Here is a 23057-nt window from a genome sequence, read left to right on the forward strand (position 1 = left end):
TACATTTGTAACACATTTTATTACAGTTATGATTACCGGTAAGTTTGCCATCACCACACATATACTAACGCTCTTAGCAAAATTCCCAGACGAATACATGGCTTCGGACTATATCGCCGGCAGTCTGAACATTCATCCGGTGTTGGTTCGCAAAGAAATTGCCAACCTTAAAAAACACCATTTGGTAGAAAGCAAAGAGGGAAAAAATGGCGGAACGAAACTGATCAAACCGGCAGCAACAATCTCAATGGAAGAAGTGTTTAACATGACTTTCGAAAAGATGAGCTTTGGTTTTTCGAAAAACGATCCAAACCCGGAATGCCCGGTTGGCAAACAAATCAACAGTAATCTGACTGCTTTATATGACGACATCAACATCGCGATTGTCAACAAATTGAAGTCCATCTCGCTTGAAGAATTCAGTGAGCGGTTCTGATATTTTTTTACCCAAAACTGTAACAAATTTTATTATATATAAAAATATGAAAATAGCCATTATCGGAGCCACAGGATTTGTAGGTTCTACCCTTTTAGACGAAATCAGCAACCGCAACCATCAGATTACCGCCATTGCCCGAAATCCGAAAACCACAACCCATACCAACGTAAACTGGGTAAAAGCCGACATTTTTAATGTTTCGGAACTTGCCGACGTATTAGCCGGTCATGACGTAGTGATCAGCGCTTATAATTCCGGATGGACCAATCCGAATATTTACGATGATTTTATCAACGGTTCAAAAGCCATTCAGGAAGCCGTAAAACAATCGGGTGTAAAACGCTATATTGTGATTGGCGGAGCCGGAAGTTTATTTGTGGCTCCTGGTTTACAAGCTGTAGACACACCGGATTTCCCAAAAGAATACCATGCCGGAGCTTCTGCCGCACGCGATTACCTGAACTTTTTAAAAGACGAAAAAGAATTGGATTGGGCCTTTTTTAGTCCGGCATTCGAAATGCATCCGGGTATTACCACCGGAAGAACCGGTAACTATCGTTTAGGTCTGGACAATCCCGTATTTGATGACAATCAGCGTAGTATCTTATCGGTTCAGGATTTGGCCGTAGTTATTGCCGATGAAACCGAAAATCCAAAACACCATCAGGTACGCTTTACAGCCGCTTACTAATTTTCCATCTAATATAACCCAGGGTGCACAATATTCAATTCAACTTGAAGATTGTGCACTTTTTCTTTAATTTTACAGTTCAAAATTATTCCAGTGGCACACAAGAAATCGCATCCTACGGCTCTACATGAAAAAGACGGTATTGAACAACCGGAAATTGTCAGTTCGGCTTCAGTAGCCCAGATCCGGCAATACCGCCGGCAACAACCGACATCGGAACAACTGATCGCCGGGATTCTGAGCGGGGATAAAATTGCGTTGAGTCGTGCCATTACGCTAATTGAAAGTACGAGTACCACGCATCTGGAAAAAGCCAATGAAGTCATCAAAGCCTGTTTACCGCATGCCAATAAATCGGTACGGGTTGGAATTACTGGTGTACCGGGTGTCGGAAAAAGTACCTTTATAGAAGCTTTTGGAAAATACCTGACCGGATTGGGGAAAAAAGTAGCCGTATTGGCTGTTGATCCCAGTAGTTCGATTTCCCACGGTAGTATTTTGGGCGATAAAACCCGAATGGAAGAATTGGTAAAAGACGAAAATGCCTATATCCGACCATCGGCGTCCGGAGAAAGCCTTGGCGGTGTAGCGCGTAAAACCCGGGAAACGATCATTCTTTGCGAAGCCTGCGGATTTGACACCATCCTAATCGAAACCGTTGGCGTAGGTCAGAGTGAAACAGCGGTACACAGTATGGTTGATTTTTTCCTGTTGTTAAATCTGGCCGGAGCCGGAGATGAACTACAAGGGATCAAACGCGGGATTATGGAAATGGCCGATGCGATTGTGATCAACAAAGCGGACGGAGACAACATCAAACGCGCCCGACTGGCGAAAACCGAATACAACCGGGCTTTGCATTTATTTCCGATGAAAAACTCCGGATGGTCACCAAAAGTAACCACCTGTAGTGCTTTAACTCAGGAAGGCATTCCGGACGTCTGGAATACGATTGAAGACTATTTTAAACTCACCCGTGAAAACGGTTATTTTCATCAGAAACGAAAAGAACAAAACCAATACTGGTTATTGGAAACGATTAATGAGCAATTAAAACAACACTTCTATAACCATCCCGACATTCAGGTCTTACTGGAAGAAAACAAAAAAGCGGTGCAAAACAATGAAATATCACCGTTTGCAGCCGCTCAGTTATTACTTGACAACTATTTTAAATAGGCTTACTCTTCGTAACGCTCCATCTCACGGTCGTAAAACTCACCGGCAAGCTGGATTAATTTTTCCATTTCGGCTTCCATATCTTCCTCATCCTCATCGTCCAGTTCTTCCAAAAACTCAATCGAGTCATCTTTAAGGTTGATCAAAAAACGAGGGTATTCCAAGTGGATAATAAAAATATCATCCGGAAAATCGGTGTTATCGGCCAGTACAAATTTTGGTAATTCCATATGGTTCTTATTTAATTCTCTTAATTTATAATTTCGGTAACTGCTTTCGCATCATCCAGAAGCAATTTTCGCGTCAGACGGCTAAAGCGAATATACAAAAATATTGCTGCAGTGGTTAATCCGGCTAATAATCCGATCCAGATTCCTTCGCCTCCTAATTTTGTATACAAGCCCAGATAAATCGAAATTGGAAATCCGATTACCCAATACGCGACAAAAGTAATATACATCGGGATTTTCACATCCTGAATGCCGCGTAAAGCTCCTAGAACCGCTACCTGTACACCATCCGAAATCTGGAAAACTGCCGCTACAATCAACAATCGGGAAGCGATATGGATCACTTCGGCGGTATCGGCTATATGGGCAGCACTATTCGCATTGACAAAAAGTGCCGGTAATATCTGGTGTAAGCCTACAAACAATAAGGCAAAAATCGTTTCAATGATAATCGCCAACAGGAAAATGGAACGTGCCACTACCTGCAATTTTTTATAATCCTGCATTCCTTTGTAATTTCCAACGCGCACCATTCCGGCTACACTTAAGCCCGAGGCAAACATAAAGGTAAACGAAGCCATACTCAACGCGATCTGATTGGCCGCCTGACTGGTTGTTCCCAATCGGCCGGAAAGCCATACGGCACCGGTAAACAAAGCTACTTCGAAAAACATCTGCATCGAAGACGGCAATCCCAACGCAATAATTTTTTTACTCATCGATTTTTGGATCGATGCTAAACTGAATCCTTCAAAATACGGTTTGAACTTTTCTTTTGTTTTTAGGGCATAATGCATATAAATGAGCATTACAAAACGGGACGATACGGTACCAATAGCCGCTCCGACAATTCCCATTTTGGGGAAAATCCAGATTCCGTAAATCAGGAAATAATTAATGATCAGGTGCACTACATTACAAATCACCGTAGCCCACATGGCATATTTGGTTTCCGACTTTCCGTCGGCAAACTGTTTATAGCCCTGGAAAATAATAAGCGGTATCAACGAAAAAGCGACAATATCCAGAAACGGTCGCGCCATTTCCACCACTTCTTCCGGTTGTCCCATAAAACGGATAATCGGTTTTGAAAAATAGATCAGCGTAAACAATGAAATTCCCAATATCGTACACAATACCAGTCCGTGATGGAACACACTTCTCCCCTTTTCGAGGCTTTTTTCACCGTCGGCTTCCGCGATTAATGGCGTTATGGCCGTAGAAAAACCTACGCCCAGCGACATGGCAATAAATACAAAACTATTCCCCAAAGAAACGGCCGCCAATTCGGTTGGCCCGAGCTTTCCCACCATGATATTATCCACGATAGCCACCAGGGTATGTCCCAGCATTCCCAAAATAATCGGGTAGGCCAATCGCAGGTTATAACCAAACTCTTTTGTGTATACCGACAATCTCATTTTACTCCATTTTTCGGCAAAGGTAAGAACTTGCGACGCCATAGTATCATTAAAAATGGTAATTTTAAGCCCCATTCAAAAACACCATCAAACAACTTAAAATCAATATTTTACACTGATTTAATACGATATTTTATATTAAATTAACATAAAATTAGGCTTTAAAAAATAACAAAATGGCCTGATTGTTGTTAAAATCCATATTGTTAAACATAAAACGTATTAAATATGAAAAATGTTAAAAAGCTTTTAGGACTGACTGCGATAGCTTCAGCACTATTCTTCTCGACAGATTCCCAGGCTCAGACGCAGGGATATGAAAAAGGATGGCGTGTAGGGTTCGGACTAAACGGAGGGATTCCGATAAACAGTTCGTACGACTTCAGTTTAGGAGCAGATGCGCGATTGCAATACGATTTAACGCAAAAAACGTCATTGGCCGCCACAACAGGGTATACCCATTTGTTCAGCAAGGAAGCAGACGGTGGTTTTATTCCGGCCAAACTGGGCTTTAAATCCTTTTTAGGAAACCAGATTTATGTTTTGGGTGAAGTCGGTGCCGGCATTGGTGTCAAAGACGGTATGGGAACTTCTTTCCTTTGGGCGCCCGGAATTGGTATTGCAACCAAAAACATCGACATTAGTCTGCGCTATGAAGATTACAACCATTTTAATACCGGACAGGTGTCGCTTCGCCTGGCCTACGGCTTTAAATTATAACAGGAAAATGGTGATATTTTTTTAGCATTAATTCCAAAAATGTTAGGAAAATATCACTATCTTTATAAGTGAATTCTCTGGATAATCAACAACTTATAAATCACTTCTTATGAAAAAAGTAATTCTAGCTGTAGCTTGTATCGCTTTTGCGATGACTTCATGTAAAAAAGAAAACAAAGCCGATAGTGACGGAGCAAACACTGAAAAAAGCAGCACGTCATTGGCAAAAAGTAGTGAAAATGTATTGGATTGGGACGGAACTTATAAAGGTGTAACCCCTTGTGCCGACTGTGACGGTATCGAAACCACCCTTACCCTTAATCGGGATAAAACCTATGTGATGACGACCAAATATCAGGGCAAAGGGAACGACATCCTCCAGGTAACAGGATCTTTCAGCTGGAGTGATGATGGCAGTACGGTCAAACTGGACAATATCAAAGACGGCCCAAATCAGTTTTTGGTAGGTGCCAATCAGTTAACCATGCTGGATATGGAAGGAAAAAAAATAACCGGGGCACTTGCAAAGAAATATGTATTAAACAAAGAAATGAATGCCCCAGAAAATTAAATGAATATGAAAAAAGTAACTTTATCATTACTAACCCTGGCTTTCGTTTCCATAGGGTGTAACACTGCTAAAAAAACAACCGCAACCGCTTCATTGGAAGGAACCAAATGGAAATTGGTCGAATTAAATGGAAAACCGGTTTCACAAACCCAAATGGGTAAGGATGTTTACCTGCAACTGGACACCAAAGACCATCGCATTTCAGGTTTTAGTGGTTGTAATGGTTTTGGCGGTACCTATACCCTTAAAGAAGGCAGCCGTATCGAACTTTCACAATTGATGGGTACGCTAATGGCTTGTCCTGATATGGATACCGAAACCGCCTTTTTAAAGGTTCTAAACACCGTGGATAATTACAACCATAACGGTAAAACGTTATATCTGAATAAAGCCCGAATGGCGCCACTGGCGAAATTTGAAGCTGTAAAATAAAAAAAACGCCTCCGGGCGTTTTTTTTTGTACTTATTCCTTTTGCAAGGCATCGCGATAAGATGCGATATGCTTTTTAATTTCCGGATCCAATTCCGGTTCTTTAATGTCCGTATATTTTTCCAGTTCGTCCAAAATAGTCTTCGCTACGATATAACGACACGTCTCTTTATTATCAGCTGGAACCACATACCAGGGCGCATGTTTTTTGGATGTATTATTAATAGCTTCTTCATAATATTGCTGGTATTCGTCCCAATGCGCACGCTCTTTTAAATCTCCGGGTGAAAACTTCCAGTTGTGCTCCTCTTTGTCCAGACGTCGTAACAAACGCTGACGCTGCTCTTCCTTACTCAAATGCAGAAAAAACTTTAAAACAATGGTACCGTTTTGGGCAATATGCTTTTCAAAATTATTGATCTGCTCGTAGCGCTTTTGCCAGAAATCGGCCGGAATATCGTCTACCGATTCAATTCCGGGTAAATTTTCATTCAGTATATACTCCGGATGTACACGAGTGACCAGTACATTTTCGTATTGCGTACGGTTAAAAACGGAAAACTTTCCTTTTTCCGGCAACGCCATATAATGCCGCCATAAATAATCGTGTTCCAGTTCGGACGAATTGGGCGTTTTAAAACTATGCACCACTACTCCACGGGAATTAAATTCCTTAAAAACTTCCCGAATCAAACTATCTTTTCCGGCGGTATCCATTCCCTGCAAACAAATCAGTACGCCATAGCGATTGTGCGCATACATTTTGTCCTGAAGTTTACTCAGTTTTTCTCTGGTTTTTTCCAATGCTTTCGATTTCTTTTTTTCGGAAGTATCTATATTTAAAGCAGTAGACCAATCGGATAATTTAATGGTACCGTCCACTCTAAAATCATCGCACTTAATAGTTTTCATACGCCTGGGGAATTAGATGTTTCTATAAAAATAAGAATATTTTGACGCATTCGGAAGAATTTTTCGTGGCTTTTTCCGCAACTTTCAAAAATAATGCGGTACTTTGATAGCACTAATTAAGCGCAAAATCATGAATCGATTTACTTTGGAATTATTATTTCAGATCATCGGTGTCGGATCGGCTTCCGGGCTTATTTTCGACCATTCCGTTTTGAATATAATCAGCGATAACAGCTCCTATTTATACGAATACGAAACCAAATCGGCTACGCTAAAACGCCATCCGTTACTGGAAAATCCGGCTGAAAACATCGCAAAAAAAATCAAACCCGATTTTGAAGCGATTACTTCGTATGCCGACACCTTATATCTTTTCGGATCCGGGTCTACTGCAAACCGAAACAAAATGATCAAAGTAAACGCGAAAACCAAAGAAGTCGTTTCGGTGGTCGATATTTCCGACCTGTATGCCGCCATGCAAACCTTTGCCGAGCTTAGTCCCGAAAATTTTAATATCGAAGGTGTGGCCTATAACGGCAAAAGCTGGTACTTTTTTAACCGTGGTAATGGTACAACCGGAAAAAATATTGTTTTTACGATAGAAGGTAAAAACCTGATGGATGATTTTAATATTATTTTCAGCGAATTAAAACTACCGAAAATCAAAGGTGTGCGTACCGGTTTTACCGATGCCACGTTGGTACAGGACAAACTTTATTTTTTGGCCGCGGCCGAAGATACCAATTCGACCTATAACGACGGAGCGGTTTTGGGAAGTGTAATCGGACGAATTGATATCGAAAAAATGAAAATTGATTTTACCCGAACGATAACAGACACTCATAAATTTGAAGGACTGACCTTGTATTCCGATTCTGAAACGGAAATCTCCTTTTTGTTATGCGAAGACAATGATACCGAAAAACTGCAAGCCGATATCTATCGTTTGCGTTTAAAAAAATAAGCCTTTAATCATTATACTATACCAATATCCGTTGTTGTCAACGGATATTTTTTTTTGTAATCTGCTAACAGTATAAACAAAAAATAATCTTGGAATACAGGTATTTACAAAAATAATTCTTACATTTATAAGGAACTCTTTCTGATAAAAATTTGTTAATCTCAACAAAAAGCAGGGTCATCCGCATTGGAGTCCTTATTTTTGTAGTTGTTTAAACAACTATTGTTATGGAAACCATTTTTACTACGGAGAATTTATATAACTTATTATCGGGTCGCATTCCGTCGGCTTTTAATCGCGCTTTATTAAACCAGTTTAAAGCCAACGGCATCAACTTAACCAAAGAACAATGGTCTATTTTGGCCGTTCTATGGAAAAAAGACGGTTGTTCCCAACAAGTACTGGCCGACGAAACCTATCGCGACAAACCCAGTATCACCCGTTTAATCGATCATTTGGAAAAAGAAGGCTTAGCCGAACGTCGTCCGGATAAAAAAGATCGTCGCCTGAACCTTATTTACCTAACCGAACAAGGCAAATCACTCGAAGAAGGCGCGATGAAAGTAGTTGATCAAACTGTGAATACAGCCGTGCGTGATATCGATCCGGAAATCATTCAATTGGTAAGAGACACTTTTATTCGGATTTACAATAACCTGGAAACAAAAAAATAAAATGAAAAAACACGTACTACTCACTTTGATTTCACTCTTTTGTCTGGCGGAAGGCTATTCGCAGATAGCGGTTTCGGCTTCACTGGACGATGCGATACAAAAAGCATTGGCAAAGAGCAGTTCGGTAAAAAACAAAGAACTGGAAATCGAAAAACTCAATCTGCAAAAAAAGAGCATCTGGAATAAATACATCCCAACAGTGGAAGCCACGGCGATGTATATGTATTTCGACAATCGGATGACGATAGATTTACCCACGGTTACGGTTCTCAATTATCCGTTACTGGATGGTAAAACGTCATTTGACAACTACGGAAATATTTTCCATGGCGGTGTTATGGCCAAAACAGTACTCTTTAGTGGACTTCAGATACCAAACGGTGCCAAAGCGATCGAACAAAAAGCCATCGGAACGGCCTATTTAACCGAATCGGAAAAAGACGGTATCGTAAAAGACGTTATCAATACATTTGATCAACTAGCGCTTCTGGACGAAGTAGAACGTCTGATCAACGACAGCGAGAAACGTTTAAATGCTGAGACTTTACGCGTAACCAAAGCCATCGAACAAGGATTGGCGATTCCGTATGACCGCGATAAAATAAAACTGGCCACACTGGAACTTACGTCCAAAAGAATCGAAATGGAAGGAAAACGCAAGGTGGTATTTAAAAAAATAAGTTACTTGACCGGTTATTCAAACGAAGAAATCAAAAACGTACAATACCAACTGGCTCCGTATCTGATCAGTCAAAACCTGACAACCGATAACAAACAGGAAATTAAAGCACTCGAATCGTTTAAATCGGCTTATCAATATGCATTGAAAAAAGAAAAAGGAACCTTCCTGCCAACTTTAGGTGCTTTTGGAGGCGTTACCTATTCCAGTTTATTTGATGCGAATGCGACCACGCCGCCTCTTCCGATATTCGGTCAACCGTTGAATTTAGGTTTGAATGAACTCACTATTAGTCAGAACTGGATTATTGGCGCGGCTTTAAAATGGGAAATTTTTAGCGGTTTTGAACGCAAACACAAGGTTCACGAAGCGAAAATCAATATCGAGCAGGTTCAAAATCAAATTGACGATACCAAAGAAAAACTACAATTGTTACTCGAAAACAATTATGCCAATTATACCGTGTTGAATCAGAAAACGGAAATCGCCGATCAACAGGAAAAAGTAGCCCGAAACAATCTGAATCTGGCGATCAAGCAATACAAAGAAGGGCTGATTAATATTTCCGAACGCCTGGAGGCCGAAAACGATATGTATAAAGCTTCATTAAACAAAGTCAGTACTCTAATCGAGCAACGTCTGTCGGCCATCGAAACCGTGATCGCAACCGGCGAACTTACCAATTATTTATCCAAATAAAACCAGCATTATGAAACATACACTTACTCTACTAGCCTCAGTTTCCTTACTTATTGGATGTAATAAGCCCGAAAACGACAAAAAAATCCAGGGGAAAGTCGAAAAAGAACAGATTGCCGTGGTGAGCAAAGTTCCGGGTAAGCTTGTCAAAATATTTGTCAAGGAAGGCGACCTAGTTCATAAAGGCGATACGTTGGCCATACTGGATATCCCGGAAGTTGACGCTAAAAAAAGTCAGGCGGAAGGTGCCGTTATTTCGGCCAAAGCACAATATAACATGGCTGTTAAAGGCGCGACAGATAACCAGATCAAACAATTGGAAGCCAAGCAAAAAGCTCTGAAAGAGCAATATGATTTTGCACAAAAATCCATCCGAAGACTGAGCAATATGCTAAAAGACTCACTGGTATCCCAACAAACCTATGACGAAGCTTTTGCCAAATATCAGGGTGCACAATCCCAATATATAGCCGTACAAGCCGAACTGGACGATGCCCGAAGAGGCGCACGAATCGAACAGCAAACCATGGCTTTGGGGCAACAGGATCGCGCTTTGGGCGCACTTAAAGAGGTGGAAACAGCCGACAAAGAACGTTATGTGATCGCACCACAGGATATGAGTATCGAAACCATCACCTTAACCGTAGGCGAACTGGCGCTACCCGGTTATACGTTGTTTAATGGTTATGTGGACAATTCGCTGTATTTCCGTTTTACGTTACCCGAAAGCCAATTGGATAAAGTCAAAAAAGGACAGGAATTATCGGTTTATGTGCCGTATAAAAAACAGGATTTTAAAGGCAAGGTGACCACGATCAAACAATTGGGAGCCTACGGAAACATTGCAACCGCCTACCCGGATTATGAAATGCAGGAAAGTCTGTTTGAGATCAAAATCACACCAACCGATACCAATGCATCCAAAGACCTGATTACCAAAACCACTGTCACTTTAGCACTATAAGCCTATGGAAAATTTCGGATCACTGATAAAAAGAGAATTTCGCTTTTTTTGGCAAAACAATGTCCTCCGGTTATTATTTATCGGAGCACCATTGCTCTATGGCATCTTGTTGGGCTATGTATACGGCAAAGGAAAAGTAACTGATTTACCCATTGTGGTTGTAGACGAAGATCGCAGTGAAATGAGCGCCAAGGCGATCCAGATGTTTCAGGATAACGAAGTACTCAACATCGCTGCCACCTTATATGATCAGAACAATTTATCTCAGATTGCGATCGATAAAGAAGCCACCTGCGTGGTATTGATTCCCAAAGGTTTCGAAAAAATGGTCCTTACCAAAAAGTATCCCGAAATCGTCACGATTGTCAATACGTCGAACGTACTTACGGCCAATTATGCCTCAACCGCCTTACAGGTTTGCCTCGGAACCCTGAAAGCCGGCGTACAAATCGAAACGCTGCGCAAACAAGGTACACCGGAAAGTCTGGTGATGACGCAATACGAGCCGTTCCGAACCACGTTTATCAAAAAATACAACCGCAGTACCAACTATATGTATTTCTTGTGGCCGGGCGTTTTGGCTACGGTTTTACAACAGGTATTATTGTTAGGACTGGCTTTATCATTTGCCTCGGAATATGAAAACGGAACGTTTAAAGAACTAGTACAAAAATGTCCGTCGTTATTAAAACTGATCACTATAAAAATTGTTCCATATCTGATTATGAGTTTTGGTTTATGGATTTTATACTGGCTGTTTACCTTATGGTTCCGTATTCCGTTTTTCGATAATTTAGGACCGCTGACTTTTGTAGCCGGTATTTTTGTGATCGCGGTTTGCTTTATCGGTATTTTGGTCAGTATCCTGATTCCGAACCAGCTTAAAGCCACCGAAATCCTAATGGTCATTGCCACACCAAGTTTTATTTTGAGTGGCTTTACATGGCCGTTAAGTCAGATGCCATTTTGGGTACAATGTATTGCCGATGTCATTCCGCTAACGCATTTCCTAAAAGCTTTTCGTATTCTGATCATCGAAAACGGTGATTTATCCCAAACAGTAAGTGCGATTCGGAACATGGTACTAATTGCCGTAATCTGTGGAATCGCTTCCTATGTGGCACTCTATTTTAAACGCAAAGCCGTACTTCGGGATGAATAAAACGAGTACTAGGTAAAGTAAAACACCTGACAGGTTTTGGAAACCTGTCAGGTGTAGCGCTGTAGGTGTAGCACTGTAACGAAATAAAAAAGAGCGGTATGTACCGCTCTTTTTTTATTTTTCAATTTCCCTAAGGTTTTCCATTTTCTTAAACTCTAGGAATCCTTTGATATCTTCGAAATGCTCCCGTACGCGTTTGTTTCCAAACTCAAATACTTTGGTTGCCAGTCCGTCCAAAAAGTCCCTGTCGTGCGACACCAGAATCAACGTACCGTCGAAATCTTTTAAGGCATCCTTAATGATATCTTTGGTTTTCATATCCAGGTGGTTGGTTGGCTCATCCAGAATCAAAACGTTAACCGGCTCCAATAACAGCTTGATCATCGCCAAACGTGTTTTTTCTCCTCCGGATAATACTTTTACTTTTTTCGTGGTATTATCACCGCTAAACATAAAAGCACCTAATAAATCTTTGATTTTGGTACGGATATCTCCTACCGCGATATGGTCGATTGTTTCGAAAACCGTAAGGTTCTCATCCAATAACGACGCCTGATTCTGAGCAAAATACCCCACTTTTACATTATGTCCTACTTCCAGTTTTCCTTCGAAATCAATCTCCTTCATAATCGCTTTGATCATCGTCGATTTTCCTTCTCCGTTCTTTCCGACAAACGCTACTTTCTCTCCGCGTTCGATCACCATACCGGCATTTTTAAACACCACATGATCCCCATACGCTTTTGTAAGCTCTTCCACCACAACCGGATATTGACCCGAACGTGGCGACGGTGGGAATTTCAGACGTAAGGCCGAAGTATCTACTTCATCCACTTCAACCAGTTCCAGTTTTTCAAGCATTTTTACCCGCGACTGCACCTGTAAAGTTTTGGAATAAGTTCCTTTAAAACGATCGATAAACTCCTGCGTTTCGGCAATCATTTTTTGTTGCTCGTCGTAGGCTTTTTGCTGGTGAACGCGTCGGTCTTTACGTAGCTCCAGATAATCGGAATATTTGGCTTTGTAATCGTAAATACGTCCCATCGTTACTTCGATTGTACGATTGGTGATATTGTCAACAAAAGCACGGTCGTGGGAAATTACCATTACCGCTTTAGCCGAATTGATCAAGAAATCCTCCAACCATTGAATACTTTCGATATCCATGTGGTTGGTTGGCTCATCCAACAGAATTAAATCCGGTTTTTGTAATAATATTTTAGCCAGTTCGATTCGCATACGCCATCCACCACTAAATTCGGATGTTGGACGGTTAAAATCTTCGCGAACAAACCCCAGTCCTTTTAATACTTTTTCAACTTCCGCTTCGTAATTAACTTCTTCGATCGAATAAAATTTCTCACTTAATTCCGAAACTCTTTCGATCAGCTTCATATAATCATCACTTTCGTAATCGGTACGAACGGTCAGTTGCTCATTCAGGTCATCGATTTCGGTTTTCATTGCAAAAATAGCGGCAAATGCTTTTGAGGTTTCTTCAAAAACAGTGGCGTCATCCTTTGTTAGCAAATGCTGTGGCAAATAGGCAATAACGGCTTCTTTTGGTGCCGATATCGCTCCTGTAGACGGTTTATTTTCCCCTGCAATAATCTTTAACAAGGTCGATTTACCCGCTCCGTTTTTCCCCATTAAGGCGATTTTGTCATTTTCATTGATGGCGAAAGTCACATCACTAAATAATGTTGTACCTCCAAACTGCACCGAAATATCGTTAACTGTAATCATGGTATGGTTGTATGCCTTTTAATTTTAAGGCGCAAAGATAGTTTTTTATTAGACAGTTAGCGTGGAATTTATCCTAAGTTTTTGGAAATAAAAAAGCCGGTAACTACCGGCTTTTTATCTGTTTTAGATATATAGATTTTCGTCTTCGGCTTCTTCTCCGTATTCCTCCAACCCGAATAAATACGGTTCGATCATGGTCTTGTCGGCCAGTGCTTCGACACGTTCCGTCAAGGCATGTGCAAAGAACACCCGTTGCGTTTTTTCGATACTATTTGACAATCGCAAAATCACGGCATCCTGACGCAAACGGAATATTTCGTCGGCATCATCTACGATAAATAATTTTACCGTGTTGATGTTAAATCCGGCCGAAGAAAACATCGCGTTGATTTTATTGGGTGTTCCAACCAAAATATCCACGCCCAATGAGATCTGGTTTTTATCGTAATCGATATCCCCTTTGTCGTGCGCTCCAAAAACGCGAAGGTTATGGTAATTTCCTAGTTTACGGAACAAATCGACCATTTCCAACACTTCTTCTTTGTCTTTCACGATAACCATCGCCCGTGTGGATTCGCCTTCTGCTTTTTCCAGTTTCTGAATTACGGTATATACAATTGTTGTGGATTTCCCACCGTTATCCGGCATGATCACCACTGCATCAGCCCCACTTTTCAACGTTCCGAAACACTCCTTCTGGATTTCGTTAGGCTCGGTAATACCGTTTTCCACCAAAGCCTGCGCCAGTTTTTCGTCTATTTTTTTTAATTTCATATGATAATCCCTAAAAAAGAACCGGTTTCCCTGTCTTTTATATTATTTACTTGCAAACATTTTTACGTCATTCTCAGAAATCTCAGCACCTCCCAATATAATCAATCGCTCGATTACGTTTCGAAGTTCCCGGATATTCCCGGTCCAGTCGTATTCCTGTAATAGTTTAATCGCCTGAGCCGAAAACTTTTTACAGGTACTTCCCTGTTCGGAGGCTATTTTTTCGGCGAAATGGGTCACCAATAACGGAATATCTTCCCGTCGATCATTTAATGCCGGTACTTTAATCAAAATAACAGCCAAACGATGGTATAAATCTTCGCGGAAACGTCCTTCTTCGATTTCCTTTTTCAAATCTTTATTGGTAGCGGCAACAACGCGTACATCCACTTTGATATCCTTATCGGCACCAACTCTTGTGATCATATTTTCCTGTAATGCCCGCAATACTTTTGCCTGAGCCGACAAACTCATATCTCCGATTTCATCCAGGAAAATTGTTCCTTTATCAGCCGCTTCAAACTTTCCGGCGCGATCTTTAACCGCCGATGTAAAGGCACCTTTAACATGCCCAAACAATTCACTTTCGATTAATTCCGATGGAATAGCGGCACAATTCACTTCAATTAACGGCGCGGTTGAACGCTCGCTTTTTTCGTGTAACTGATGTGCCACAAGTTCTTTCCCGGTTCCATTTGGCCCCGTGATCAATACTCTGGCTTCGGTTGGCGCGACTTTATCGATCATGTCTTTGATTTGATTGATTGCATCACTACTACCGATCATTTCATAATTTTTACTGACTTTTTTCTTCAGTATTTTATTTTCGATCACGAGTTTTTTACGATCCAAAGCATTGCGAACCGTGTTTAGTAAACGGTTTAAATCCGGTGGTTTGGAAATATAATCGAAAGCGCCCAGACGCATGGTATTTACAGCCGTTTCCAAATCGCCATGACCGGAGATCATCACCATCGGGATTTCGGGTTTTATTTTTTTTACGGCTTCCAGTACTTCTTCTCCATCCATTTTCGGCATTTTGATATCGCACAGTACCAGATCGTAATCTTCATTTTTGATTTTTTCCAATCCTTGTAATCCATCTTCCGCTTCTTCTACTTTGTAGGTGTCGTTTTCTTCCGAAAGTATTTTGGACAAGACTCTTCTGATGGCTGCTTCGTCTTCTATGATTAGTATTTTGGGCATTATCGACCGTATTTGAAAGTTATCGTTTGCTAAAATAACAAAAAGCAAAACAAAGTTTGTGAAGTTTATGCTAAACTCCTATCCTGAAAAACAATTTAGCGGTTCAGGATTGTAATTTCCCGTTGCGGGAATGGAATATTGATATTATGTTGTCGGAAAACCGCATCAATTTTAAAACGGATTTCACTTTGGATTTTCGGACTTTTCATGCCATCGCTTACCGAAAAGGTTACGGCAAAATCCAGGGACGAGGCGCCAAAATCCTGAAAAAGGACCGTGATTCCCTCGTCAACAACCACACCTTCCGTTTCCCGGACACAGTCTTCCAGTAATTTTTTAACCAGTTGTACATCGCTACCATAGGCTACGCCAACAGTTACCAGTTCCCGATTTGTACTGTTATTTTGTGTCCAGTTAAAAAGCGTTTCGCTCATAAACTGATGGTTCGGAATAATCATAACCCTGTCGTTTCGGGTTACAGCCCGGGTGGTACGCAAACGGATTTCGGTTACTTTTCCGACTTTTCCATCCACTTCAATGACATCACCCACATGTAAGGATTGATCCAATATCATCAAAACTCCGGAAATAATATCCTGAAAGAAGGTTTGTAAAGCCAGTCCGATTCCGACAAACAGTGCTGCGGAAGCCGTTAGAAAGACGTTCATATTCACACCGGAAGCATGTAATGTAAACATCACCACAAAGATGTAGGCTATGTATTTAAAAAACTGAAATACCCCTACAAATTTATTTTTATCCTGTTCCGGTATTTTTTTAATTATGATCCTAAAAATAATTCGCAGGACTACGCCAGTGAACATAAAAGCAAAAATCAGAATCAGCAGATCGAACACCGAAAAATCGATGCTTTTGGTGTCGATCAGCCTAAATCCCAATATGTTCTTTATATGTTCCAGCATTGTATTTGCTAATATTTAAGCCATTTATATAACTCTTTCCAGGTTGGTTTTTTACCGTACATCAGGATACCTACTCTGTAAATTTTGGAGGCAAACCATACCACCAATAAAAAGGTTCCGAATAATAAGGCAATAGAAATCACCAATTGCCACCATGGCACTCCAAACGGAATACGCATTAGCATTACGATTGGCGAGGTTAATGGTATAATTGAGAACACGGTTGCTACGGTTCCATGCGGATCGTTCATCACCGTAAAGAACCCTACATAAACCCCTAACATCATCGGCATGATAATCGGTAAAAGGAACTGTTGCGAATCCGTTTCACTGTCAACTGCAGCACCGATAGCCGCATATAGCGAGCTATATAAAAAGTATCCACCGATAAAATAGATGATAAAACAACTCACCAATGTTCCTAACGGGAGTTTTAATATCTCACTAATATACGTTTGAATCGTTCCGCCCATTTCGTGTTGCGCGGCATTGATCATTTCCGGATCAATGGAGGCCTGCGCACCAGTCTGTACTCCAAAAAAGGAAGCAACTCCAATCAACAATGTGATACCCACTATTGCCCAAATCGTAAACTGTAGAAGTCCCGCCAATGAGTTTCCGATAATCTTACCGAGCATCAACTGGAATGGTTTTACCGACGAAATGATAATTTCGATAATACGGTTGGTTTTTTCTTCGATTACACTGCGCATTACAAAGTTACCATAAATAATGATAAACATCATGATCAGGTAGCCAAAGGCCGAACCAATTACGATTTTGATCTCGTTAAGTCCTTTAATGCTATCTTCGCCCGAAAATTTTGTCAGGTGAATATTGGCATTCGTTTTGGCTTTTTCGATTTTATCATAATCAAATCCCAGTTCTTTCAGATTGTTCTGCGTTAACTGATGATCAATTACTTCTTCCATACTCATGATAAAATCCATACTTGGACTGTCGTCCGAGATATATTCTACTTTTGTTAGTAATTCTTTTGGGTTGGTTACTTTCGGAATGTAGATCATTCCTTCGTAGTTTTTGCTGGCCGTATCTTTTGCTGTTTTTAACGGCATGGCCGACAAGTCCACATATACGGTTTTCTCGGTATCCTTGAAATCCTTTTTAAAGATACCGGATTCGTCATGTATCGCTACTTTTTTGACTTCTGCATTGTTCATATTGACCAGATAGCCGATCAGGAATGACATACCCACAATTAACAATGGACTTAAGAACGTCATCACGATAAATGATTTATTACGCACCTTGGCGATAAATTCTCTTTTTATGATTAGGGATAAAACGCTCATTATTTACGGCTTACAGTTTGAATAAAAATATCGTTTACACTTGGTATTTTTTCCACGAAATGGGTTACCTGTCCATTTTGGGTTAAAATGTTTAACAACGCATTCGGAGTTCCGTTTCCAAGTTGCACTTCCAGTTTTAATTCGTCATTAAGGGATTTAAAATTGGTTTGCTCCAGCGTAAATTGTTGTGTCAGTTCGTACATCAGACGTTCGATATTATCAGATAAAATCCCTACTTCGAAAGCATTGGTACGGTGTTCTTTTTTTACATCGATCAGTTTTCCTTCGATTAATTTGTTCGATTTATGAATCAACGCGATATCGTCACACATTTCTTCCACACTTTCCATACGGTGTGTCGAAAAAATAATGGTGGATCCTTTTTTCTTTAATTCGAGGATTTCGTCTTTGATAATATTGGCATTAACCGGGTCAAAACCGGAAAAAGGTTCGTCAAAAATCAACAATTTCGGTTGGTGCAATACCGTTACCACAAACTGGATTTTTTGCGCCATACCTTTGGAAAGCTCCTGGATTTTTTTGTTCCACCATCCCTGGATTTCCAGTTTTTCAAACCAATATTGCAGCTGTTTTTTAGCTTCCGCTTTCGAAAGTCCTTTTAATTGCGCCAGGTATAACGCCTGTTCGCCTACTTTCATGGTTTTATACAAGCCTCTTTCTTCGGGCATATAGCCGATATGTTGTACGTGATGTGGTGCTAATTTTTCACCGTCGAGAATTACTTCGCCGCTATCGGGCATCGTAATCTGGTTAATGATCCGGATCAGGGATGTTTTTCCGGCACCATTCGGACCTAACAGTCCGTATATACTTCCTTTGGGAACTTTTAAAGAAACGCTGTTTAAAGCCGTGTAGTCGCCATATTGCTTTACAACATTTTTAACCTCTAAGATTGAACTCATTTGATTGACTATAGATTTCTGTAAAAGTAAAAAATAGTTACCAAATAGGATTAATTCTTATAAAAAAACCCACCCCTGATTTTCGCAAGGATGGGAAAAATTGCTATGAAAAAGAAATTCACCAGCCTTAGCTAGTGAATTTCAAAAGTATAACTTTTATAATCATTATGAAAACATGTCCTTAACTTTTTCAAAAAATGATTTATCCGATTTTTCCGGTTTCGGGACAAAGTTTTCGTCTTCCAACATTTTCTCAAAAAACTGTTTTTGTTCTTTGTTCAATGTTTTCGGTGTCCATACATTAACGTGTACCAGTAAATCTCCGCTACCGTAACTGTTGATACTTGGAATTCCTTTGCCTTTTAATCGCAGAATTTTACCGGATTGTATTCCTTCTTCCAGTTTGATACGTACTTTTCCGTTTACCGTATCGATATCTTTTGAGGTTCCCAAAGCGGCTTCCGGGAAACTGATATACAAATCGTAATGCAGGTTTTCGCCTTCACGCTTTAATTTTTCGTGTTCCACCTCTTCGATAGCCACGATTAAATCACCTGGAACGCTGTTTCCGCCTGGCGCATCGTTTCCTTTTCCGGCAACTTTTAACTGCATACCGTCTACTACTCCGGCTGGAATTTTGATCGATACCGTTTCGTCTTCCATAATCATTCCCTGTGCATCGGCATTGGACGGTTTACTATCGATAATTTGTCCGCTACCACTACAGCTATGACACGGAGAAGACGTTTGCATTCGGCCCAGAATCGTATTAGTCACTTTTGTCACCTGACCCGAACCGTTACAGGTTGGACAGGTTTTATAGGTTACCCCTTGCGCCTGAACTTTACGTTTCACTTTGACTTTTTTCTCAACGCCGTTTGCGATTTCTTCCAGTGTTAATTTCACTTTGATACGCAGATTACTTCCTTTCATACGACGTTGTCCGCCACCGCCACCGAATCCGCCGCTAAAACCGCCGAATCCGCCACCGAAAGCGCTTCCGAAAATATCCCCGAACTGACTAAATATGTCGTCCATATTCATATGTCCGCCACCGCCAAATCCACCGGCACCGTCGAAGGCCGCATGACCATATTGATCATAACGTGCTTTTTTGTCAGGATCACTTAGTATCTCATACGCTTCGGCAGCCAGTTTGAATTTTTCTTCCGCTTCTTTATCGCCCGGGTTTTTATCAGGATGATATTCAATCGCTTTTTTTCGGTACGCTTTTTTAATTTGCTCCGGTGAAGCGCCTTTCTCAATACCTAATATTTCGTAAAAATCTTTTTTCATAAACCAAATTATTCCAATTGAAATACTCCGAAGTCGCTAAAAAGGCCTCCGGAGTTTCTATTTTTTAAGCTTTATTGTCCTACCACTACTTTTGGAAAACGGATAATTTTGTCGCCAAGTTTGTATCCTTTTTCGATCACGTCTACAATTTTCCCTTTTAATTCTTCCGACGGTGCCGGAATCAGGGTAATGGCTTCGGCAAAATCCGCATCAAAAGCATCGCCTGCTTTAAGTTCTACCTCTTCAAGGCCTTTCGACACTAATGTCGATTTTAATTTATCATAAATCAGCGTCACTCCTTTTGTCAGGTTTTCGTCACCCAGGTTTTTAGCGATTTCAGGCAAAGCTCTGTCAAAATCGTCCATTACCGGCAATAGGGCCTGTAAAACTTCCTGATTGGCCGTTTTAAACAGATCCAATCGTTCTTTCGAAGTTCGTTTTTTATAGTTTTCAAACTCCGCAAACAATCGTAGGAATTTGTCTTTTTCTTTCGCTATTTCTTCCTGCAATTGTTCTTCAACAGTAAGTTCCGGTTGTGGAATCGCCTGATTTTCTGCTGCATTTTCACCTTGTGCTGTTTCTTTTTCTATGTTTTCAGTATTTTCCTGGCTCATATTTTTAAATATTTTCTTGAACATTTTTCAGTTTGTATCGCTGATTTGGATTGCAAAAGTATTGCCAAATATTTAAAAATGTCAATTTGTCACCTAACATTTTTTTCAAATCCAACATTAACTGTAAAAAAGACAAGGTTTTACCGGCCATCCCCGTATTTTTCCCTACCTAAAAAAGCACAATAAAAACAGCTTTTTAGTGCGATTCGTAATCGAAATTTAATATAATTTTAAGAAATTATTCGATTCGTTTCGATAGATTTGTGGAAACTAAAAATTTATTTTTATGAAAAAAGGCATTTTAAGTTTATTTGTTTTAGCGACTTTATCACTGGTTTCCTGTAAAAAAGAAACGACCAATGAGGCAGAGATCAAAGAAACGGTAGAAGCTCCTGTTACGTCGAACGAAGCAGCCAAGTTTAATGTCGATGCCAAAGCATCTTCCATTAACTGGGTAGGTAGCAAACCAACCGGAAAACATACCGGAACGATCAACATTAAAAATGGTGAACTATATGCCAAAGATGGTGTTATTGAAACCGGAAAGGTTTTTATCGATATGACATCAATTGCCGTAACCGATTTAAAAGGTGACGAAAAAACAACTTTGGAAGGCCATTTAAAAGGTCTTGGAAAAGAAAGCGATGTGGATCATTTCTTTAATACCAAAAAATATCCGGAAGCGGTATTTGAAATTACCAAAGTAACCGAAGAAGCCGGAAAGAAAATGGTTGAAGGTAACCTGACGTTAAAAGACATCACGAAAAGTGTGAAATTCCCGGCTACTATTACTGCCGATGCCAACGGTATCAGCATCGAAAGCGAGCCTTTTACAATAAACAGAACGTTATGGAACGTAAATTATGGTTCTAAATCTGTATTTGACAATTTAGGAGACAAATTTATCAATGACGATATCGAATTAAAAGTTAGCGTAAAAGCAACAAAATAATTATTACTTCATCTTACGATTATGCTACGGAGTGCTGAATATTTTCAGCACTTTTTTTATTTAGGGCCGTAACAGATTGTCCAGCGCTTTATCGAGGAATTTGTATTTAAACTGAAATCCATTATCTAACGCTTTTTGCGCACTCACTTTCTGACTTTCGAATAGTAGTATATGCATATCGCCCAAAATGAGCTTCATCATAAAACGAGGTGCATTTGGAAGGATCACCTCTTTATTTACCGCTTCGGCGATCGCTTTTATCATTTCCTGACTCGTTACCGGATTGGGCGCAACGGCATTATAAACACCTGTCCAATTGTTTTCCATCGCAAAATAAATCATATCGGCCAGATCGTGAATATGGATCCAGGACTGAAATTGTTTTCCGGAACCAAAACCGGCCGCCATCCCCATTTTAATTGGTTTGAGCATTTCCATTAAAACGCCCCCTTGATTGGACAACACCAGTCCAAAACGGAGTTTACATATATTAATATTGAGTCTGCGAAATTGATCAACGGCGTCTTCCCATTTGAGCACAACATTACCAAGAAATGTATCGCTTACTTCTTTCGATTCTTCACTATATAGCACGGTTTGACTATCCGGATAAATCCCGATAGCCGAAGCACTGATAATTTGTCGGACCTGATTTGGATTTTCTTTTAGTACTTTATACAAAAGATTGGACGATAAGATGCGGCTTTCGATAATTTCTTCTTTATAAGCCGAAGTCCATCGTTTTGAAATGGAAGCACCCGCCAGATGCACGATTACATCTACTCCCAACAAGCAGTTTTCATCTATAATACCCTGTTCCGGATTCCAGAAAAACCCGTGGTAATAGGATTCTTTTTCTATTTTCTTCCGGGAAGTAGTGAGATAATGAATCGCGATACCGTTTTGCAACAGCAACGCAACCAATTCCTTGCCTACTAAACCGGTAGCTCCGGTAATTAATACTTTCATACACCCTTTCTTTTTCAAAAACACCGACAACAACAAAGCTTACACTCTTTTCATTTTCAGCATTTTATTACAAATTTAAACGCTATATCGGGAATATAAAAGTTATTTAAGTTAGGTTTAACGTAGTAAAATTACCTTTAAAAGATTACTTAATCCGGACGCTCCATTCGAATTCCATTTCCGATACCTGATCTCCTTTTTCATCTTTTCCGATCGATTTCATCCAGAACGTTTGCCCTTCGCCGGTAGCTATGGTATTTTTAATTGCCTCTTCGATCAAATGCCCGTCATTGCAAACAAACGTAATTCGACCTCGCGCTTTTTTTGAAAAATTACCTTTATTATTCGCTACAAGCATCGAAATCTTTTTTCCGCTAAGCTGAATTTGATACATCACCAAAGCACCGGTCGTTAATTCGGCTGCCATGGCCTGAACGGCAAAATACATTGAATTAAACGGATTTTGATTGAACCAACGGTGCTTAACCGTTACTTCGCACGAAGTCTCCGATATTTTCCGAACACGTACGCCACTCCAAAAAGCAGACGGTAACTTAAAGAATAAGAAGGTGTTTAGTTTTGAAGGTGTAAATTTCATAAGGCCCT

The 23057-nt window shown here is 40.3% G+C and carries 25 protein-coding genes; 12 read left to right on the forward strand and 13 right to left on the reverse strand.

What is annotated here, in order from left to right; all coding sequences use genetic code 11:
- Positions 1–28: 28 nt before the first annotated feature.
- The 3 genes from AAFN64_RS13950 (at position 29) to meaB (ending at position 2309) form a co-directional block, all read left to right on the forward strand.
- Complete coding sequence (locus AAFN64_RS13950; RefSeq protein ID WP_347760882.1) at positions 29–436, forward strand: Rrf2 family transcriptional regulator; 408 nt, start codon at positions 29–31, stop codon at positions 434–436.
- A 46-nt stretch (positions 437–482) separates the two neighbouring features.
- Positions 483–1130: an NAD(P)-dependent oxidoreductase gene (locus AAFN64_RS13955; protein ID WP_347760883.1), complete on the forward strand. Its 648-nt coding sequence runs from the start codon at positions 483–485 to the stop codon at positions 1128–1130.
- Between the two features lie 93 nt (positions 1131–1223).
- Entirely contained in the window at positions 1224–2309 is a 1086-nt protein-coding gene (gene meaB, locus AAFN64_RS13960) for a methylmalonyl Co-A mutase-associated GTPase MeaB (RefSeq protein WP_347760884.1), read from the forward strand.
- A gap of 2 nt (positions 2310–2311) precedes the next feature.
- Here meaB and AAFN64_RS13965 read toward each other — a convergent pair whose 3' ends face one another.
- Both AAFN64_RS13965 and AAFN64_RS13970 read right to left on the reverse strand, forming a co-directional pair.
- Positions 2312–2539, reverse strand: coding sequence for a hypothetical protein (locus AAFN64_RS13965; RefSeq protein WP_136403318.1), 228 nt, complete (start codon positions 2537–2539; stop codon positions 2312–2314).
- A gap of 20 nt (positions 2540–2559) precedes the next feature.
- Positions 2560–3960 carry an MATE family efflux transporter gene (locus AAFN64_RS13970; protein ID WP_347760972.1) on the reverse strand — a complete coding sequence of 467 codons (1401 nt, stop codon included), beginning with the start codon at positions 3958–3960 and terminating at the stop codon, positions 2560–2562.
- Positions 3961–4188: 228 nt separating this feature from the next.
- Between AAFN64_RS13970 and AAFN64_RS13975 the strand changes: the two genes are divergently transcribed.
- The 3 genes from AAFN64_RS13975 (at position 4189) to AAFN64_RS13985 (ending at position 5683) form a co-directional block, all read left to right on the forward strand.
- Entirely contained in the window at positions 4189–4680 is a 492-nt protein-coding gene (locus AAFN64_RS13975) for a hypothetical protein (protein WP_300485010.1), read from the forward strand.
- Between the two features lie 109 nt (positions 4681–4789).
- Positions 4790–5251: a copper resistance protein NlpE gene (locus AAFN64_RS13980; RefSeq protein WP_300485012.1), complete on the forward strand. Its 462-nt coding sequence runs from the start codon at positions 4790–4792 to the stop codon at positions 5249–5251.
- A gap of 6 nt (positions 5252–5257) precedes the next feature.
- Positions 5258–5683, forward strand: a complete 426-nt coding sequence (locus tag AAFN64_RS13985) for an META domain-containing protein (protein WP_300485015.1) — start codon at positions 5258–5260, stop codon at positions 5681–5683.
- Between the two features lie 31 nt (positions 5684–5714).
- Here AAFN64_RS13985 and AAFN64_RS13990 read toward each other — a convergent pair whose 3' ends face one another.
- The gene (locus AAFN64_RS13990) at positions 5715–6593 is read right to left on the reverse strand and encodes a PPK2 family polyphosphate kinase (protein WP_300485017.1); all 879 of its coding nucleotides are present in this window, start codon (positions 6591–6593) and stop codon (positions 5715–5717) included.
- 130 nt (positions 6594–6723) lie between these two features.
- On the opposite strand from AAFN64_RS13990, the gene AAFN64_RS13995 reads away from it, so the two are divergent.
- From AAFN64_RS13995 to AAFN64_RS14015, 5 genes are all read left to right on the forward strand, one after another.
- Positions 6724–7557, forward strand: coding sequence for a hypothetical protein (locus AAFN64_RS13995; protein WP_347760885.1), 834 nt, complete (start codon positions 6724–6726; stop codon positions 7555–7557).
- A 227-nt stretch (positions 7558–7784) separates the two neighbouring features.
- On the forward strand, positions 7785–8231 hold the full coding sequence (locus AAFN64_RS14000) for a MarR family transcriptional regulator (protein ID WP_300485022.1): 447 nt from the start codon (positions 7785–7787) through the stop codon (positions 8229–8231).
- A gap of 1 nt (position 8232) precedes the next feature.
- A complete protein-coding gene (locus AAFN64_RS14005) occupies positions 8233–9609 on the forward strand; it encodes a TolC family protein (protein WP_347760886.1) in 1377 nt (458 codons plus the stop codon).
- Positions 9610–9619: 10 nt separating this feature from the next.
- Positions 9620–10573, forward strand: coding sequence for a biotin/lipoyl-binding protein (locus AAFN64_RS14010; protein ID WP_347760887.1), 954 nt, complete (start codon positions 9620–9622; stop codon positions 10571–10573).
- A 4-nt stretch (positions 10574–10577) separates the two neighbouring features.
- Entirely contained in the window at positions 10578–11735 is a 1158-nt protein-coding gene (locus tag AAFN64_RS14015) for an ABC transporter permease (RefSeq protein ID WP_347760888.1), read from the forward strand.
- 114 nt (positions 11736–11849) lie between these two features.
- On the opposite strand, the gene AAFN64_RS14020 is transcribed toward AAFN64_RS14015, so the two are convergent.
- The 8 genes from AAFN64_RS14020 to AAFN64_RS14055 form a co-directional block, all read right to left on the reverse strand.
- A complete protein-coding gene (locus AAFN64_RS14020; RefSeq protein WP_347760890.1) occupies positions 11850–13481 on the reverse strand; it encodes an ABC-F family ATP-binding cassette domain-containing protein in 1632 nt (543 codons plus the stop codon).
- Positions 13482–13604: 123 nt separating this feature from the next.
- Entirely contained in the window at positions 13605–14255 is a 651-nt protein-coding gene (locus AAFN64_RS14025) for a DEAD/DEAH box helicase (protein WP_300488273.1), read from the reverse strand.
- A gap of 42 nt (positions 14256–14297) precedes the next feature.
- Positions 14298–15461, reverse strand: a complete 1164-nt coding sequence (locus tag AAFN64_RS14030; RefSeq protein ID WP_347760891.1) for a sigma-54 dependent transcriptional regulator — start codon at positions 15459–15461, stop codon at positions 14298–14300.
- A gap of 95 nt (positions 15462–15556) precedes the next feature.
- On the reverse strand, positions 15557–16384 hold the full coding sequence (locus tag AAFN64_RS14035) for a mechanosensitive ion channel domain-containing protein (RefSeq protein ID WP_347760892.1): 828 nt from the start codon (positions 16382–16384) through the stop codon (positions 15557–15559).
- An 8-nt stretch (positions 16385–16392) separates the two neighbouring features.
- The gene (locus AAFN64_RS14040; protein WP_347760893.1) at positions 16393–17697 is read right to left on the reverse strand and encodes an ABC transporter permease; all 1305 of its coding nucleotides are present in this window, start codon (positions 17695–17697) and stop codon (positions 16393–16395) included.
- Positions 17697–18620, reverse strand: a complete 924-nt coding sequence (locus tag AAFN64_RS14045) for an ABC transporter ATP-binding protein (protein ID WP_136403333.1) — start codon at positions 18618–18620, stop codon at positions 17697–17699. The genes AAFN64_RS14040 and AAFN64_RS14045 overlap by 1 nt, the downstream gene beginning before the upstream one ends.
- 165 nt (positions 18621–18785) lie before the next feature.
- Positions 18786–19916, reverse strand: coding sequence for a molecular chaperone DnaJ (gene dnaJ, locus AAFN64_RS14050; protein WP_347760895.1), 1131 nt, complete (start codon positions 19914–19916; stop codon positions 18786–18788).
- 71 nt (positions 19917–19987) lie between these two features.
- On the reverse strand, positions 19988–20554 hold the full coding sequence (locus AAFN64_RS14055) for a nucleotide exchange factor GrpE (protein WP_300488289.1): 567 nt from the start codon (positions 20552–20554) through the stop codon (positions 19988–19990).
- A gap of 262 nt (positions 20555–20816) precedes the next feature.
- Between AAFN64_RS14055 and AAFN64_RS14060 the strand changes: the two genes are divergently transcribed.
- The gene (locus AAFN64_RS14060; protein ID WP_347760896.1) at positions 20817–21482 is read left to right on the forward strand and encodes a YceI family protein; all 666 of its coding nucleotides are present in this window, start codon (positions 20817–20819) and stop codon (positions 21480–21482) included.
- 60 nt (positions 21483–21542) lie between these two features.
- Here AAFN64_RS14060 and AAFN64_RS14065 read toward each other — a convergent pair whose 3' ends face one another.
- Together AAFN64_RS14065 and AAFN64_RS14070 are read right to left on the reverse strand one after the other, a co-directional pair.
- Positions 21543–22451, reverse strand: coding sequence for a TIGR01777 family oxidoreductase (locus tag AAFN64_RS14065; RefSeq protein WP_300488291.1), 909 nt, complete (start codon positions 22449–22451; stop codon positions 21543–21545).
- Between the two features lie 145 nt (positions 22452–22596).
- Complete coding sequence (locus tag AAFN64_RS14070; protein WP_300488292.1) at positions 22597–23049, reverse strand: DUF4442 domain-containing protein; 453 nt, start codon at positions 23047–23049, stop codon at positions 22597–22599.
- Positions 23050–23057 lie beyond the last annotated feature (8 nt).

Origin of the sequence: Flavobacterium sp. CAU 1735 (genome assembly GCF_039888695.1) — a bacterium.
Lineage (GTDB): Bacteria > Bacteroidota > Bacteroidia > Flavobacteriales > Flavobacteriaceae > Flavobacterium.